The 16,317-nt window shown below is 36.3% G+C and carries 15 protein-coding genes; 4 read left to right on the top strand and 11 right to left on the bottom strand.

Translation table 11 applies throughout. The annotated features are described in order from the left end of the window. The first annotated feature begins 133 nt into the window (after positions 1 to 133). A complete protein-coding gene (locus tag QRE67_RS21055; RefSeq protein WP_286122140.1) occupies positions 134 to 799 on the top strand; it encodes an aquaporin in 666 nt (221 codons plus the stop codon). A gap of 71 nt (positions 800 to 870) precedes the next feature. Here QRE67_RS21055 and QRE67_RS21060 read toward each other — a convergent pair whose 3' ends face one another. From QRE67_RS21060 to QRE67_RS21070, 3 genes are all read right to left on the bottom strand, one after another. Next, positions 871 to 1,302, bottom strand: coding sequence for an Rrf2 family transcriptional regulator (locus QRE67_RS21060; protein WP_286122141.1), 432 nt, complete (start codon positions 1,300 to 1,302; stop codon positions 871 to 873). Between the two features lie 170 nt (positions 1,303 to 1,472). Continuing rightward, positions 1,473 to 2,699, bottom strand: coding sequence for an ABC transporter permease (locus QRE67_RS21065; protein WP_286122142.1), 1,227 nt, complete (start codon positions 2,697 to 2,699; stop codon positions 1,473 to 1,475). Positions 2,700 to 2,701: 2 nt separating this feature from the next. Next, positions 2,702 to 3,586: an ABC transporter ATP-binding protein gene (locus tag QRE67_RS21070; protein ID WP_286122143.1), complete on the bottom strand. Its 885-nt coding sequence runs from the start codon at positions 3,584 to 3,586 to the stop codon at positions 2,702 to 2,704. Between the two features lie 606 nt (positions 3,587 to 4,192). Between QRE67_RS21070 and QRE67_RS21075 the strand changes: the two genes are divergently transcribed. Both QRE67_RS21075 and QRE67_RS21080 read left to right on the top strand, forming a co-directional pair. Beyond that, on the top strand, positions 4,193 to 5,023 hold the full coding sequence (locus tag QRE67_RS21075; RefSeq protein ID WP_286122144.1) for a 5'-nucleotidase, lipoprotein e(P4) family: 831 nt from the start codon (positions 4,193 to 4,195) through the stop codon (positions 5,021 to 5,023). A gap of 290 nt (positions 5,024 to 5,313) precedes the next feature. Then, positions 5,314 to 6,093 (top strand): M15 family metallopeptidase, encoded by a 780-nt coding sequence (locus QRE67_RS21080; RefSeq protein ID WP_286122145.1) that lies wholly within the window; start codon positions 5,314 to 5,316, stop codon positions 6,091 to 6,093. A 38-nt stretch (positions 6,094 to 6,131) separates the two neighbouring features. On the opposite strand, the gene QRE67_RS21085 is transcribed toward QRE67_RS21080, so the two are convergent. The 4 genes from QRE67_RS21085 to QRE67_RS21100 form a co-directional block, all read right to left on the bottom strand. Continuing rightward, on the bottom strand, positions 6,132 to 6,578 hold the full coding sequence (locus QRE67_RS21085) for an acyl-CoA thioesterase (RefSeq protein WP_286122146.1): 447 nt from the start codon (positions 6,576 to 6,578) through the stop codon (positions 6,132 to 6,134). 311 nt (positions 6,579 to 6,889) lie between these two features. Continuing rightward, complete coding sequence (gene sdhB, locus QRE67_RS21090; protein WP_286122147.1) at positions 6,890 to 7,651, bottom strand: succinate dehydrogenase iron-sulfur subunit; 762 nt, start codon at positions 7,649 to 7,651, stop codon at positions 6,890 to 6,892. Further along, positions 7,644 to 9,437: a succinate dehydrogenase flavoprotein subunit gene (sdhA, locus tag QRE67_RS21095; RefSeq protein WP_286122148.1), complete on the bottom strand. Its 1,794-nt coding sequence runs from the start codon at positions 9,435 to 9,437 to the stop codon at positions 7,644 to 7,646. The genes sdhB and sdhA overlap by 8 nt, the downstream gene beginning before the upstream one ends. Positions 9,438 to 9,450: 13 nt before the next feature. Continuing rightward, a complete protein-coding gene (locus QRE67_RS21100; RefSeq protein ID WP_286122149.1) occupies positions 9,451 to 10,077 on the bottom strand; it encodes a succinate dehydrogenase cytochrome b558 subunit in 627 nt (208 codons plus the stop codon). 299 nt (positions 10,078 to 10,376) lie between these two features. Between QRE67_RS21100 and QRE67_RS21105 the strand changes: the two genes are divergently transcribed. Further along, positions 10,377 to 10,826, top strand: a complete 450-nt coding sequence (locus tag QRE67_RS21105) for a YslB family protein (protein WP_286122150.1) — start codon at positions 10,377 to 10,379, stop codon at positions 10,824 to 10,826. A 506-nt stretch (positions 10,827 to 11,332) separates the two neighbouring features. Here QRE67_RS21105 and uvrC read toward each other — a convergent pair. Genes uvrC through QRE67_RS21125 form a run of 4 tightly spaced genes read right to left on the bottom strand, consistent with a single transcriptional unit; the run spans position 11,333 to position 16,274 of the window. Continuing rightward, positions 11,333 to 13,117 carry an excinuclease ABC subunit UvrC gene (uvrC, locus tag QRE67_RS21110; RefSeq protein WP_286122151.1) on the bottom strand — a complete coding sequence of 595 codons (1,785 nt, stop codon included), beginning with the start codon at positions 13,115 to 13,117 and terminating at the stop codon, positions 11,333 to 11,335. A gap of 15 nt (positions 13,118 to 13,132) precedes the next feature. Continuing rightward, a complete protein-coding gene (locus tag QRE67_RS21115) occupies positions 13,133 to 14,542 on the bottom strand; it encodes a glycosyltransferase family 39 protein (protein ID WP_286122152.1) in 1,410 nt (469 codons plus the stop codon). A gap of 46 nt (positions 14,543 to 14,588) precedes the next feature. Continuing rightward, positions 14,589 to 15,494 (bottom strand): FTR1 family iron permease, encoded by a 906-nt coding sequence (locus QRE67_RS21120; protein ID WP_286122153.1) that lies wholly within the window; start codon positions 15,492 to 15,494, stop codon positions 14,589 to 14,591. Between the two features lie 18 nt (positions 15,495 to 15,512). Beyond that, entirely contained in the window at positions 15,513 to 16,274 is a 762-nt protein-coding gene (locus tag QRE67_RS21125; RefSeq protein ID WP_286122154.1) for a hypothetical protein, read from the bottom strand. Between the last annotated feature and the right edge of the window lie 43 nt (positions 16,275 to 16,317).

The raw sequence follows: 16,317 nt of genomic DNA on the forward strand, positions 1-16,317 counted from the left end.
CTATTTTATTGGCGATGTATACACTTAGCTAGGTATTATACCTTACCAGAATAATCTTTTATTTATAATTCTAATTGGGAACACATAATTATATGATATAATACGCTTCGTGTGTATTTTAAGGGGGGAAATTATGTTAAAAAAAGCAATTTCTGAATTTATTGGTACATTTGTACTAGTATTATTCGGAACTGGAACAGCTGTTTTAGGCGGCGGAATTGAAGGAATTGGAATTTTGGGAATTGCAATGGCCTTTGGGTTATCAATTGTTGCTATGGCCTATAGTATTGGAACGATTTCTGGATGTCACGTAAATCCAGCAGTATCAATTGCCATGTTTGTAAATAAACGAATGAATGCTATGGAACTTAGCTATTATTTATTAGCTCAAGTGTTAGGTGCTACTTTAGGAACTGCAACGTTAGTAACAATTTTAAAATCATCTAAACTATCTTTAAATAATTTAGGACAAAATAGCTTTGGAAATCTCGGCTTATCAGGTTCTTTTTTAGTTGAATTTATTTTAACGTTTGTTTTTGTTTTAGTGATTATCGTAGTAACAGGAAAAAATGGTAACGCCTCTTTAGCTGGACTAGTGATTGGTTTTACATTAGTTTTAGTTCACTTATTAGGCATTCCATTAACAGGAACTTCTGTTAACCCTGCACGTAGCTTAGCACCAGCTTTATTCGCTGGCGGAGAAGCTGTATCTCAATTATGGGTCTTTATCGTTGCACCACTTCTTGGTGGCATTCTCGCCGCTCTTGTAGGAAAATTCGTATTAAATACAGAAAAATAGAATTTGCAATCTTTTATTATTAGAAAACAGCAAAAAAGAAGCGAGCCTTTTTATATAGGGCTCGCTTCTTTTTATTTTTGAATCTTCGCTTCTAAATTTGTAACAAGCTGCTCGACTGTTACATTCGCAAGTACATTTTCCATCGCTTCTTGCGCTTGCATTAAAATGATTTCTAGTACCGATTGAATGTTAGCTCCAACTGGACATTCAATATTTGGATTCTCATGGAAAGAGAATAGATGCCCTTCTTCTACCACTTCCACTGCTTTATATACATCAAGTAATGTAATTTCATCTAATCCACGAGCAAGTGACGTACCACCTTTTCCAGCTTGTACATCAACAAGACCTGCTCTCTTTAACATTCCTGTAATGCGGCGAATCACAACCGGATTTGTATTCACACTACCCGCAATCCATTCAGAGGTACAGCGAGAGGTTTTATCTATCGCAAGTAACGTTAACATATGAACACCTACTGTAAAACGGCTACTAATTCCCATCTGTATTTCCCTCCTTTACGTTCATTCTATCAAAAGACGCTACCTACTATTATATACTATTTTACTTTTCTAAAGAAATGAAAAAGCATGACTCTGTGGTAGAATCATGCTTTTTTATATTATCCCGCTGTCTGTGAGCAGTAATATCCCCCACTGATTAAAGTTTCACTTTATTGACGCTTTATAAATTTCGCTAAATCTTTAAATTTCACTTTATCAGAGTAATTCATCACGCCATTTACGTAAATACGGCTTGTAACAACGTTTAAAATACCAATTGTTACTAGTAAAATGGCTAACTTGATACTAATTTCTAAAGTACCCGCTTCACCAGCTACAACACGTGAAAATGTGACCATTGGAGTAAAGAATGGGATATACGAACTAATAACAACGATAGTACTATTTGGATCTCCTAATGATTTTATACTAATGAAAAACGCAGCCATAATTAAAATCATTACAGGGAAGGAAACGGCTTGTAAATCCTCTGTTTTTGACACAACTGCTCCAGCAGCTGCATACATCATTGCATATAATAAATATCCTGTAACAAAATAGATTAGGAACATACTGATCACTTTTACATCTAATTTTGTAAAATCAATCGGAACTCCAAATAATGAAGCATTCTCTAAATTTACCCATCCCAATACATATGGAATAAGATAACCGCATGCCAATATAACGATCTGTAATAAAGCTGTTGAAACAACTGCTAAAATTTTAGCATACATCATCGTAAGCGGTTTTACTTTTGGAAGCATCACTTCCATAACACGAGATGCCTTTTCAGACGCAATGTTCATCGCAATTGCGTTTCCAAACCCGATAATAAACATGTACAGTGCGAATGTAAAGAAGTATGCAATACCGAAAGAAGTCGTACGATCTTTTATTGCTTCTTGTTTCACCGGAATTTCCATTTCCAATTGTTTCGCCACTTCTGGTGAAACATTATTTTTCGCAATCGTCACTTCTGTATATTGCCGCTTCAAATAACTCGCCATAATTGTAGAATTTGTTTGACTTGGGAAACCATTATACATATACGTCACTTCTGGAATTCCATTCTTTTCCGTCACATGAAATAAACCGTCCAATTCTCCTTCTTCGACTTGCTTACGTAACTTATCGAACTCGGATTTTTCACCTACCGTTGCTTTCGCTGATGGGAGTAACTTATTTAACTCATCTTCTTGCATCTTATATGTAGAACTCTCCATTACTACTGCAATCTTATCTTTATCCTCACTTTTATCTTTATCAGAAGTAAAATGATTAAAAGCAAAAATCCCAAACACAACTAAAAATAAAATCCCACTCGTAATCAATGATTTTTTAGAAAGAAATGATTCTCGAAAATAAAATGAAAATACATGAGAAAATTTACGCATTGTTATTTCGCCCTTTCTACAAAAATTTCGTTTAATGTCGGTTCTAACATTTTAAATTGTCGCAAACTTACACCTTGTTCTTGCAACTTTTGTAAAATCATTAGGGCTTCTGCATCATCATGAACTTTCACATAAAGCAGTCCTTGTTGTTTTTCGTACGAAATATTTAAGGCTTGTAATGCCTGTTCATTTTCTATCGTATCTTCAATTGTTAAATTACGAAAACCATATTCTTTTTTAATATCACTTAAATGCCCTTCGACAACGGCTTCACCTTTCTTCAAAATACAAACATGCTGACAAAAGGCTTCGACTTGTTCCATACGGTGACTTGATAAAATAATTGTTTTCCCTTTTTGCACTTGTTCTTCAATAATATTTGCGAGCATACCAGCATTTACAGGATCTAATCCGCTAAACGGCTCATCTAAAATAAGTAGTTCTGGATCGTGAAGGAGTGCTGCAATTAATTGGATTTTTTGCTGATTTCCTTTCGACAGTTCTCCTGCCGTTTTATACTTATATTCTGGAATTGCTAATTTATCTAACCAATGATCAATTGCTCGGTCCACTTCTTTTTTTGTCATTCCTTCTAATCTTCCAAAATAGCGAAGCTGATCGATTACTCTACTTCTTGTGTATAATCCTCTTTCTTCTGGAAGATAACCAATTGTCACACCACTTTTCGTAATCGCTTTTCCTTCCCATGTAATGGCCCCTTCATTTGGCGTTAATAAACCGAGTAACATTTTTATAGTTGTCGTTTTCCCGGCTCCATTTCGGCCAAGTAGCCCTAACACTTCACCTTTTGGTAATGAAATTTGCAATTGATTGACAGCTTTTACTTCGCCGAATATTTTCGTTAAGTTTTGAATTTGTAAACTCAAGTACAAGCCCTCCGCTTCTTATTGATTCTTTCAATCTTCTAAATGGTATGTTGAATAAAAACAAATTATATATAAATACAAATTAAAAAACTGACATAAAACCCTTCTTTTTAGGTGGGAGAGAGCATCCGCCATGCATAGAAGCGGTCATCAGATCCTTTTCCTGCCCAGACATAGTGCAAAAAAAGAGAGAAAACGAGTGCAGGTCACCTTTTGTTATCCATAGCCACGGCTTATATGTCGAAAAATCAAAATGGATTTATATAGTAATAAAAAAATAATCTTTATATTAAGATTAATAAATTTTTTATAAATCTATATCTCTGACGTACAACTTATCCTCCGTTGTTTCATCCCCAACCCATCATTTGTTTTATTTAGTTAAAATTGTAAATAACAAAATACATCTTGTCAATTATAATTGACATATTGACAAAATGTATTGTCAATATTCCATTACATTTTATCTTACTTTTCATTATCATATGGGACATACTACTTCCTATACAAATAACAATATGCAAAAATGCATATAAAAAACCCACTTAAAACATTAAATTTTAATATATAATTATAATTAATTTACTTACATCAAGGAGGATACATATGAAGAAGAAAAGAGGCATTACCACTTTATTGTCTGTAGCAGTTCTCTCTGCATCGCTAGTAGCATGCTCAGGAACAGCCGAGAAAACAGTAGCAAAAGAAGAAAAAATAAAACTAACAGATCAGCAGCTAATGGCCGACTTATGGTATCAAACAGCTGGTGAGACAAAAGCATTGTATCACCAAGGCTATAACATCGGTACGTTAAAACTTGATGCTGCTCTTACGAAAGGTACAAGTAAAAAACCAGCAATTGTACTAGACTTAGATGAAACTGTTTTAGATAACAGCCCTCACCAAGCTATGACTGTAAAGGAAGGAAAGGGCTATCCTTATAAATGGGATGAGTGGATTAATAAAGCGGAAGCAGAGGCTCTTCCTGGCGCAATTGACTTCCTAAAATATACGGAGTCAAAAGGTGTAGACATTTATTACGTTTCAAACCGTAAAACAAATCAATTAGATGCAACAATTAAAAATTTGGAGCGCGTTGGTGCTCCGCAAGCAACGAAAGAACACATCTTACTACAAGATCCAAAAGAAAAAGGGAAAGAAAAACGCCGTGAGCTTGTTTCAGAAATGCATGATATCGTCTTATTCTTCGGTGACAACTTATCAGATTTCACTGGATTTGATGGAAAATCTGTAAAAGATCGCAATCAAACTGTTGAAGAAACGAAAGCACAATTTGGTGATAAATTTATCATTTTCCCTAATCCAATGTATGGAGATTGGGAAGGCGCTTTATATGATTACAACTTTAAAAGATCTGATGCAGAAAAAGATAAAATTCGCAAAGATAACTTAAAATCATTTGAAATAAATAAATAAATGTTGAAAAATAAAGGGTGGTATATACCATCCTTTATTTTTATCCCCACTTCCTGATTTCTTCCATTCTTTTATAAACATATAAGAATAATATAAAATAAAACTTTAATCAGTGGGGGCTTTACTGCTCATTAATGCAGGATAAATAAAAACGACAAAATATAACAGTTTTTTACAATTTCTTTGCAATTCTATTACGTTATGACTCTTATATTTCTTTTTATAGTTGCTAGACTTATAATTAAAAAGACTAAATAAATACTAGGAAAGGATTGTGAGGACACAGTTTTATGAAAAAAATAATTATTATTTCTGTAGCCACTGCTGTAATTGGCATTACAGCTTTCGCTTATTTTGGTTCAAATTCTTTACTACATAATAAAGCGAAAGCTGTAGAAACATCCAAACATGCTGGGCATCTGAAAGAAGAGATGCCATCATTTCCAAAGGCAAACCATACCGCACAAAAAATAGATGAGAATTTTTCTCTTGTTAATAATCCAGATTCACTACTTGTTTTAGTAAATAAGCATCGGAAATTATCAAATTCTTACAAACCTGATGATCTCGTAAGACCAAAAGTTCCATTTGCTTATCCAAAAGATAAAGAGAAGACGTTACTTCGTAAAGATGCAGCTGAAGCACTTGAAACAATGTTTGATGCTGCAAAACAACAAGGATTAGAGCTCACGGCTGTATCTGGATTTCGCTCTTATAAACGCCAACAGTCTTTACATAACATGTACATAAAACGCCAAGGACAAGCTGAGGCAGATTCTGTAAGTGCAATCCCCGGAACAAGTGAGCATCAAACAGGACTTGCGATGGATATTAGTTCAAAATCAGCAAACTATCAGTTAGAACCTATTTTTGGTGAAACAGAAGAAGGAAAATGGGTAGCAGCACACGCTCATGAATTTGGATTTGTCATTCGTTATTTAGAAGATAAAACAGATGTTACAGAATATGCTTATGAACCATGGCATCTTCGATTTGTTGGCAATCCATACGCTACATACTTACATAAGCACCACCTTACATTAGAAGAAGCGATGGATGCAAAAAAATAAGAGAGCATATGCTCTCTTATTTTTTTGCATTCCAAACTCTATTGTAATAACCTTTGTTTCCATTCCTCTGGCCAAGGCGCTCCTTTTCCCGTTTGCTTTGAAGCTTGCACCATGGCTCCACGTCCTACTAAGCAAACATCTCCCGCTTCGTTTTTCACCATATAGTGTAAATCTAAAGAAGAATTCCCAACTGTTTCAGCTTTTACATATACCTTTAAATTTTCATCAAAGAAAATTTGTTTTAAAAAATTACATTGTAAATCAGCAACAACAATCATCGTTTCGGACGCTTTATGTGTCCACTCTTGCATAAAGCCAAGCTCTTTAAAAAATTCAATACGTGCTACTTCAAAATATGTAAAAGCAACACCATTATTCATATGCCCAAACATATCCGTTTCACAAAAACGAACTTTAACAGGAATATAAAATGAGAAATCTTCTTCCCATCTCTCAAAGTCTTCAATGTAAGAAATCATCTTCATAGCTTTCTCTCCCTTTCTTCTATTCTAATAAGTATTGTACGATCAAATTTGAATTTCAGAATAAACAAAAAATTACAGAGGTAACTATATAAATTCATTTGGATTTTTCGACATATAAGCCGCGGCTATGGATAACAAAAGGTGACCTGCACTCGTTTTCTCTCTTTGTTTTCACTATGTCTGGGCAGGAAAAGGATCGCTTCTATGCATGGCCGGATGCTCTCTCCCACCTAAAAAGAAGGGGTTTATGTCGGTTTTTTAATTTGTATTTATATAAATATTGCCTCTTCGCATCGAAGAGGCAATATTTATTAATAGTTATTGTCGCTACCAAAGAAGTCTTTAAATGATTGAATCGTTGTATCACGGTTTAATGCTGCAATTGATGTTGTTAACGGAATACCTTTTGGACAAGATTGCACACAGTTTTGTGAGTTACCACAGTTTGCAAGGCCACCATCACCCATAATTGCACGTAAGCGATCTGCTTTATGCATTTCACCAGTTGGATGTGAATTAAACAAACGAGCTTGTGAAAGCGGTGCTGGTCCAATAAAGTCCGATTTGCTGTTTACGTTCGGACATGATTCTAAGCAAACACCACATGTCATACATTTTGAAAGTTCATATGCCCATTGACGCTTTTTCTCTGGCATTCTTGGTCCTGGTCCTAAGTCATACGTACCATCAATTGGAACCCAAGCCTTAACACGTTTTAAAGCATTAAACATACGACTACGATCAACTTGTAAATCACGTACTACCGGGAATGTCTTCATCGGTTTTATACGAACTGGTTGTTCTAATTTATCGATAAGCGCTGTACATGATTGACGTGGTTTACCGTTAATTACCATGGAACAAGCACCACATACTTCTTCTAAACAGTTCATATCCCATGCAACAGGAGTTGTATCATTTCCTTTTACATCAACAGGGTTACGGCGAATTTCCATAAGAGCCGAAATAATATTCATATTTGGACGATATGGAATTTCAAATTCTTGATCAAACGGTTGTGCATTTGGTCCATCTTGTCTCGTAACGATGAGGCGGATTGTTTTCTCAGACATGTTGCTTATCCCCCTTCTCTTCACCCTTAGCAGCTACATCATGTTTTGATGAATAATCGCGCTTACGTGGTTTGATTAATGAAATATCAACGTCTTCATAATGGAATGCTGGTGCATGTTCTGCTCCCTCAAATTTCGCCATTGTTGTTTTTAAGAAGTTGTCATCATCACGATTTGGGAACTCTGGCTTATAATGTGCACCGCGGCTTTCATTACGGTTGTATGCACCAATTGTAATGACACGTGCTAACTGCAGCATATTCTCAAGTTGTCGTGTAAAGGAAGCACCTTGGTTACTCCATTTCGCTGTATCGTTAATGTTAATTCGTTTATAACGTTGAATTAACTCTTGAATTTTATCATCTGTTTCTAATAATTTTTTGTTTTCACGAACCACTGTTACGTTATCTGTCATCCATTCTCCAAGCTCTTTATGCAGAACATATGCATTTTCATTACCATTTAACGATAAAATATTGTTAAATTTCTCTGTTTCGATTAATTCATTTTGTTCATATAGAGCAGAAGAAACAGCATCAGATGATTTTGCAAGACCTTTCATATACTCGATTGCATTTGGTCCTGCTACCATACCACCGTAAATTGCTGATAATAATGAGTTAGCACCTAGTCGGTTACCACCGTGCATAGAGTAATCACACTCACCTGCTGCAAATAATCCTGGAATACTTGTCATTTGCTTATAATCAACCCATAGTCCACCCATTGAATAGTGAACAGCAGGGAAGATTTTCATCGGTAGTTTACGAGGATCATCACCTGTGAATTTTTCATAGATTTCAATGATTCCACCTAGTTTAATATCTAGTTCTTTCGGATCTTTATGAGAAAGATCTAGATATACCATGTTTTCTCCGTTAATGCCTAGCTTTTGTTCTACGCACACGTCAAAGATTTCACGCGTTGCGATATCACGAGGTACAAGGTTTCCGTATGCAGGATATTTTTCTTCTAAGAAGTACCATGGTTTACCGTCTTTATACGTCCAAACGCGTCCACCTTCACCACGTGCTGATTCACTCATCAGACGTAATTTATCGTCCCCAGGAATTGCAGTTGGGTGAATTTGAATGAACTCACCATTTGCATAATATGCACCTTGTTGATATACAGTAGATGCTGCTGTACCTGTATTAATAATAGAGTTTGTCGATTTTCCGAAGATGATACCAGGGCCCCCTGTTGCCATAATCACGGCATCAGCTTGGAAACTTTTAATCTCCATAGATTGTAAGTCTTGCGCAACGATTCCGCGGCATACACCCTCATCATCAATAACAGCACGTAAGAAATCCCAACCTTCATATTTCGTTACAAGTCCTGCTACTTCATGACGACGTACTTGCTCATCTAATGCGTACAATAATTGTTGACCAGTTGTCGCACCAGCAAATGCTGTACGGTGATGCTGTGTTCCCCCGAAGCGACGGAAATCAAGAAGTCCTTCTTCTGTACGGTTGAACATAACACCCATGCGGTCCATTAAATGAATAATACCAGGCGCTGCTTCACACATCGCTTTAACCGGCGGTTGGTTCGCTAAGAAGTCACCACCATAAATTGTATCATCAAAGTGGATCCATGGAGAATCCCCTTCACCTTTCGTATTTACGGCACCGTTAATACCACCTTGCGCGCATACAGAATGAGAACGTTTCACCGGTACTAAAGAGAATAGTTCCACGTTTACTCCTGCTTCTGCTGCCTTAATCGTTGCCATTAAGCCGGCTAAGCCACCGCCGACTACTATAAGTTTCCCTTTCATGCTCTCCCACTCCTTACTGATTTGCTAGCTGTGGATCGATGAACGCTAATAATGCACTCACACCTACATAAGATAAACCTAAGAAAATAGCTAATGTTACATAAGTAGAGATACGTTGTGAACGTGGCGATACTGTAATTCCCCAGCTAATGCAGAATGTCCATAGGCCATTAGCAAAGTGGAAAATTGTCGATACAACCCCAACTAAATAGAAGCCGAACATAGCTGGATTGCTTAAAATATCTGCCATCATATCATAATTTACCTGTGTTCCTAATGCGGCTTGAATACGTGTTTGCCAGACGTGCCAAGCTAAGAAAATGAGCGTGAACACACCTGTGAAACGCTGCAAGACGAACATCCAGTTACGGAAGTAGCTGTAAGATTTCGCATTGTTTTTTGCTGTAAACGCAATATATAAACCATATATAGCATGGTACAGCAGCGGTAAAAAGATGACAAAGATCTCTAGCGCATACCGGAATGGAAGGAGCTCCATAAAATGAGCAGCTTTGTTAAAAGCCTCCGCTCCCCTTGTTGCAAAGTTGTTTACTACTAAATGCTGCATCATAAAGACACCAACCGGGATGACTCCCATTAATGAGTGCCACTTTCGAAAAGTATACTCGCGGCCTTTCATGTCCCCATTACCCCCCTTGAATATTTAACTGCTGCTTCCAGTATTAGTTTATAGCAATAATGTTTTCTCACTATTGCTATAAGAGAAACTGAAAAAATTATTCGAAATATTTCAGCATAATTTGATAACAAATTCATTTTACTCCTATTTTTGTCGAAGCGTCAAGAAAACGTATACATAATTTGTACATAATTTACGTATTCTTTTTTTCTTCCTATATATTAGATTTTCTAAAGAAAGTTCTGTTTTTATAAATGAGAAATGTTATATAATAATTCCTATAGAAAGAGGGGAATATTGTGAACAAACATACAATCGACATGACATCTTTACAAGACATTTCATTGAACGCCTTCGCATATGAATTGTTGCGTGAAGAATTACTACCAGACTTAATCGGTAGCGAATTGGATGCCATTTTATACTGGGCCGGTAGAAACCTAGCACGAAAATATCCACTAGATACAATTGAAGAAGTCATTCACTTTTTTGAAAAGGCTGGCTGGGGCAGTTTAAGCATCATAGAGCATAAGCGCCGTGAAATGCACTTTCACCTAACAAGCCCGCTCATTACAGAGCGACAAAAACAAAAGAGACATTCTTCTTACCAGTTAGAAACTGGCTTTGTTGCAGAGCAAATTCAAAAACAACGAAACGTCGTTGCAGAATCATACGAAGAACAAAAGAAACGTTCGGATTCTATTACATTTCTTGTGAAATGGGACGTGAAAGATCCTGTCGAAGTATAGGATGCACATTGGCAGTCAACTAGACATATAGGTTTAGTTGACTTTTTATATAAATACAAATTAAAAAACCGACGTAAAACCCTTCTTTTTAGGTGGGAGGGAGCATCCGGCCATGCGTAGAAGCGGTCAGATCCTTTTCCTACCCCATTCCAAGCGAAAACAAAGAGAGGAAACGAGTGCAGGTCCCCTTTTGTTATCCATAGCCGCGGCCTACATGTCGAAAAATCAAAATGTATTTATATATAAATACAAATTAAAAAACCACATAAAACCCTTCTTTTTAGGTGGGAGGGAGCATCCGGCCATGCGTAGAAGCGGTCAGATCCTTTTCCTGCCCCATTCCAAGCGAAAACAAAGAGAGGAAACGAGTGCAGGTCACCTTTTGTTATCCATAGCCGCGGCTATATGTCGAAAAATCAAAATCGATTTATATATTTTTGTATAAGTATTCATTTTATTTTTTAAAATCTTCTGAAATTATACCAAAAAATAGAAGACATTGTAAACTACAATGTCTTCTCGTCAGTTAAATACGAGTGAATCGTCTCCGCGATATTTTGCGGCATTCCAGCTTCTACAATTTCTGCAACAGAAGCTTCTTTCATTTTTTTTAGCGAACCAAAATGTTTTAACAATACTTTTTTTCGCTTCTCTCCTACGCCAGGAATACCATCTAGTGCTGATTGAATGACAGATTTCCCATGAAGCTGACGATGAAACGTAATTGCAAATCGATGCACTTCATCTTGAATGCGCTGTAATAAATAAAATTCTTGACTATTTCGCTCAAGCATAACAGGTTCAGGTGGATTACCAATTATTAAATGAGACGTACGATGCTTATCATCTTTTACAAGTCCAGCCATTGGAATAAATAAACCAAGCTCATTTTCAAGTACATCTCCCGCCGCTGCAAGATGACCCTTCCCGCCATCAATGACAATTAAATCAGGAAGTGGCAAACTCTCCTTGAGAGCACGCGTATAACGACGACGTACTACTTCTCGCATAGATTCATAATCATCTGGTCCTTGTACTGTTTTAATTTTATATTTCCGATACTCTTTTTTCGCTGGTTTTCCATCAATAAAGACAATCATTGCTGAAACAGGATTCGTTCCTTGTATGTTCGAATTATCAAACGCTTCAATGCGATAAGGTGTTTCAATCGCCAGCTGCACTCCTAAATTTTCAACAGCCTTAATCGTACGTTCTTCATCACGTTCAATTAAATAAAATTTCTCCTGCAAAGCGATTTTCGCATTCTTGATCGCTAACTCAACAAGCTCCTTTTTCTTTCCACGCTTTGGCTGTGTCGCTTCCACTTCTAAAAATGTTTCTATCAATTGAGGGTCAATATTACTTGATACAACAATTTCTTTCGGCTTAAAGTGATTGCTTTGCTCATAAAACTGTCCAATAAATGTTAAAAATCCTTCTGCTGGTTCGTCATAAATCGGAAACATAGAGACATCCCGTTCAATCAACTTTCCTTTTCGAATGAAGAAAACTTGTACGCACATCCACCCTTTATCAACCGCATAGCCAAAGACATCTCGGTCAACTAAATCGCTCATAATCATCTTCTGCTTTTCCATAATGGCATCCATATGAGCAATTTGATCACGCAGCTCTTTTGCACGTTCAAACTCTAATTTTTCCGATGCTTCATACATTTTCACTTCTAGTTCCGATCGTACTTCTTTATGACCACCATTTAAAAACTTTGTAATTTCATCCACAATTTCTTTATTTTGTTCAGCTGTTACGTCTTGAACGCAAGGTGCCAAACATTGTCCCATATGATAATATAAACAAACTTTATCAGGCATGTTGTTACACTTACGAAGTGGATACATCCGGTCAAGCAGCTTTTTCGTTTCATATGCTGACTGTGAATTCGGATAAGGACCAAAATATTTCCCTTTATCTTTTTTCACATTTCTCGTAATCAGTAAACGTGGTTGTTTTTCTGCTGTAATTTTAATAAATGGATATGTCTTATCGTCTTTTAATTTAATGTTATATCGTGGATCATACTTTTTAATTAAGTTTAATTCTAAAATAAGTGCCTCTAAATTCGACGAGGTGACAATATATTCAAAGTCCACAATTTCTCCGACGAGACGTAATGTTTTTTCATCGTGTGAGCCAGTAAAATACGAGCGCACACGATTTTTTAAGACTTTTGCCTTGCCGACATAAATCACCGTTCCTTGTTTATCTTTCATTAAATAACAGCCCGGCTGATCTGGTAAAATCGCTAATTTTTCTTTTAAATGCTTGTGCACTCACTTTCTCCTCTCTTACTTTTTCCACTTATATAAAACTATTTTATGATAAACAGGATCAGATAATCGATTGGAATAAAAGACAGCTTCCTTTTCAACCTGTCCTTCTATATTGATCCCTTGCTTTTGAAATCCTTCAATGAGATGATTCGTAACGTATATCGTATCATTTTTATGATATTTTTTATCTTGTAAAAAATAGGAATATGTGTAAAAACGTTTATGATCATATGGCATTTGCAAATATTCCATAACCCTCGTCTCTTCCCACGTGTATACAATAAACGGCTGTTGTCTTTCCTTTAAATATGACGCAAGCTGATACGTTGCCGGCACCTCCACTTGTTGTTCCTTCATAAGCGGTATACTCATCATAAGTTGGCTGGTTGCAAACAACAACAATAAAATACCACGATTCCTTTTTAACCAAGAAATAGCAAGTACGCAAAGTAACATCGCTACAATCGGATAAGAATGACGAGGTTTATCAATATTTTGTCCAAGTAAATTCCAAAGAAAATATACACTTGCAAGAGCGATTAAAACCTTTGGATAGCAACGTATGTTCTTCCATTGTAAAACAAATAGAAACAAAAAGAAAAGAAAGAAACCTGTGAGGAAGTATGAATGCATGCCAATTCCTGCAAATACAATGTTTTCGGAAAGTAAACGAAAAAGACGTGAAATAAATGGCTCACTTGTTTCTGTAACCGCTCCGCCCCATTCGGTAAAATGACCTTCTACAAATCCGAAAGAGATTTTCCATACCCCCGTTATTCCACCGATATTCCAAATAAGTGCACCAATCCAAACGAGCTGTGAAAGAACAGCTGTGCAAAATAGGATAATACACCGCCATTTCTCTTCATGCCATTGCTGCCATAATAACAAAATAAGCGCTATCCCAAATGGTGCATATGATAAGCGTATACCCATTAATAGTGCAAAGAAAATTACTGGCCAAAATTGAGCTTGAAAATTCTTTGTACGAAAAGCTCGTTCTACACTCCATATATACCACCATACGATCGCTAACGCTGCTCCTTCTGACATAGGCTGCGTTACTAAAATAGAGAAATAGCCGCTCGTTTGTAATACAGCGACCACAATTAAAGCACTCGTCTGGCTTACATAACGACGTGCCACCCTATACATCGGAAATGCCGCACTTAGTGCCATAATTGCATTAAAAACTCCTAAGGATTTCACTGGATTTTCTATAAAAAGATGCGTCATCATTCCCCCTAAAATAAAAAAAGGATAGCCTGGGAAATGGGGCTGCATCGCTAATATGTCATATTGTTTTAGTGCAAGCGCAAAATCAACTTCGTCCCACGTTGCAGCAAACGGACTCGCATAGAAAAACCGAATACAAATCGCACTTGTAAACAGGACAACGGCCCATATACGTAATACTTGTTTCATCTCATTTCCTTTCTGCAAAAAAAGTACAAGGAAACTCCTTGTACTTTTAGCTTACTGACTTATTTTTTTCGATTATTGTTTGATTTTTTTTAACAGGCTTTTTAAAGACGATTAACATATACAACACAACAAAATACCCGATATACACAAGTATTTCTTCAAGAGATGGCATTGACGAGTATCCTAAAAATGCTTTTAAGAAAATACCAATATCACCTGAAAGGAGCGGTGCAGTACCATGATCACGCAAATAGTGAGCATAATCAATCGGGTGCTCTGGTAATAACCATGTAATATCGTATACATGTGGCATAACACTGCCGAGTATTTTTAAATCCTGAAGCATAGAAACGCCCTGTACGAGAAGACCAGCTGCAATTAAGACGATAAATGCACCTGTTATTTTAAAGAATACTTTGAGTGAAATACGCATCGTTCCTTTAAAGAATAAGTAGCTAACAACAGCTGCAACGAGTAAACCTGAAATAGCTCCCCAGCCTTTCATCGCTTCTCCGATGTTTCCTCCTGTAATCGCTGCAAAGAAAAACACTGTTTCTACACCTTCTCGAAGTACAACAAGAAAAGAGTGCATAACCATACCAATTACGTTTCCTGCCGTAATATATTGGCTCATTTTATTTTCCATGTTGTCTTTCATATTCTTACTATGTTCTGCCATCCAAAATACCATTTGCGTAAGTAAAATGGCGGAAATGAAAATAATTGATATTTTTAAATACATCTCACTTCCCATTGCGGCAAAGCCAGTAAATACAACTTGGAAAACAAGAGCGACAATATAACTTGCTACAACGGCAAGCCCTGCTCCCACCCAAACATATTTCACAAACTGCTTACTATCCGTACGTTTTAAATAGGTTGTAATAATCCCGACAATTAGCAATGCCTCTAATACTTCACGAAATGTAATGAGAAATGCCTGCAATTGCATCGCTCTTCCCCCTCATCCTTACTTACGTTTTCTTACTGCGTATACAATGACTCCACCAAGTATAAGTACAATAACTGCAATTGGAGCCCAGTTTTTCAAATTACTTAAATCTGTCCACTCTGCCTTCTCTTTTTTATCAGAAGTAGCTTTATCTTCTTGACCGCTTGCACTAAAGTGTCCCACTTTAAAGTCTTTAATTTTGAATTCGCTCTGTAAATTCTTTAGAATATTATCTTTACTTTGCTTAAACACATCTTGATTTGCTTCTTTTTGACCTACTCCAAATAACCCTGGATTTCCTAGTGATTCTAATGCTTTATTAAATTCATCCTTTAGCTTCGTATCTAACTCTTTATTACGTTCACCAACAACTGGCGATAACGCTTCATATGTAGCAAATGCTTTTGCTAATAAACGCTTGCTTGTATCATAGTCTTTAAATTTCTCATCAACATTTGTTAAACGACGATTAATATTAAGCGCAAGAATTTTTTGCATATCAGCAATAATATCCTCTTTATTTTGTTTATCGAAGTCCTTCATCATTGCTTTAGAAGGTTCTTTTCCCATATGCTGATCAATTTCTTCTTGCACATTTTCATATGCCTTTTTAGCCTCTTTAAAGTTGGCCGGATTTTCATCTAACTTTGCAACCATTTGCTTATATGCTTCAGCAACTTTTTCTTCGTTCGGGTTTCCGTACGAATAAGCAAATGCGCTCGTTTGTATGGAGAATATTAAGAAAATACTAACAAATAGTGATGTAATGATTTTTTTCATGAATGTTCCTCCCGAGGTTAATGATAATTATTATCATTTTTAT

This window comes from Bacillus sp. DX3.1 (genome assembly GCF_030292155.1).
Lineage (GTDB): Bacteria > Bacillota > Bacilli > Bacillales > Bacillaceae_G > Bacillus_A.

Bases quoted from the DNA above. Each gene is read 5' to 3' on its own strand.
- QRE67_RS21055 (WP_286122140.1), top strand. From the start codon at position 134: ATGTTAAAAAAAGCAATTTCTGAATTTATTGGTACATTTGTACTAGTA.
- QRE67_RS21060 (WP_286122141.1), bottom strand. From the start codon at position 1,302: ATGGGAATTAGTAGCCGTTTTACAGTAGGTGTTCATATGTTAACGTTA.
- QRE67_RS21065 (WP_286122142.1), bottom strand. From the start codon at position 2,699: ATGCGTAAATTTTCTCATGTATTTTCATTTTATTTTCGAGAATCATTT.
- QRE67_RS21075 (WP_286122144.1), top strand. From the start codon at position 4,193: ATGAAGAAGAAAAGAGGCATTACCACTTTATTGTCTGTAGCAGTTCTC.
- QRE67_RS21080 (WP_286122145.1), top strand. From the start codon at position 5,314: ATGAAAAAAATAATTATTATTTCTGTAGCCACTGCTGTAATTGGCATT.
- QRE67_RS21085 (WP_286122146.1), bottom strand. From the start codon at position 6,578: ATGAAGATGATTTCTTACATTGAAGACTTTGAGAGATGGGAAGAAGAT.
- sdhB (WP_286122147.1), bottom strand. From the start codon at position 7,651: ATGTCTGAGAAAACAATCCGCCTCATCGTTACGAGACAAGATGGACCA.
- sdhA (WP_286122148.1), bottom strand. From the start codon at position 9,437: ATGAAAGGGAAACTTATAGTAGTCGGCGGTGGCTTAGCCGGCTTAATG.
- QRE67_RS21100 (WP_286122149.1), bottom strand. From the start codon at position 10,077: ATGAAAGGCCGCGAGTATACTTTTCGAAAGTGGCACTCATTAATGGGA.
- QRE67_RS21115 (WP_286122152.1), bottom strand. From the start codon at position 14,542: ATGAAACAAGTATTACGTATATGGGCCGTTGTCCTGTTTACAAGTGCG.
- QRE67_RS21120 (WP_286122153.1), bottom strand. From the start codon at position 15,494: ATGCAATTGCAGGCATTTCTCATTACATTTCGTGAAGTATTAGAGGCA.
- QRE67_RS21125 (WP_286122154.1), bottom strand. From the start codon at position 16,274: ATGAAAAAAATCATTACATCACTATTTGTTAGTATTTTCTTAATATTC.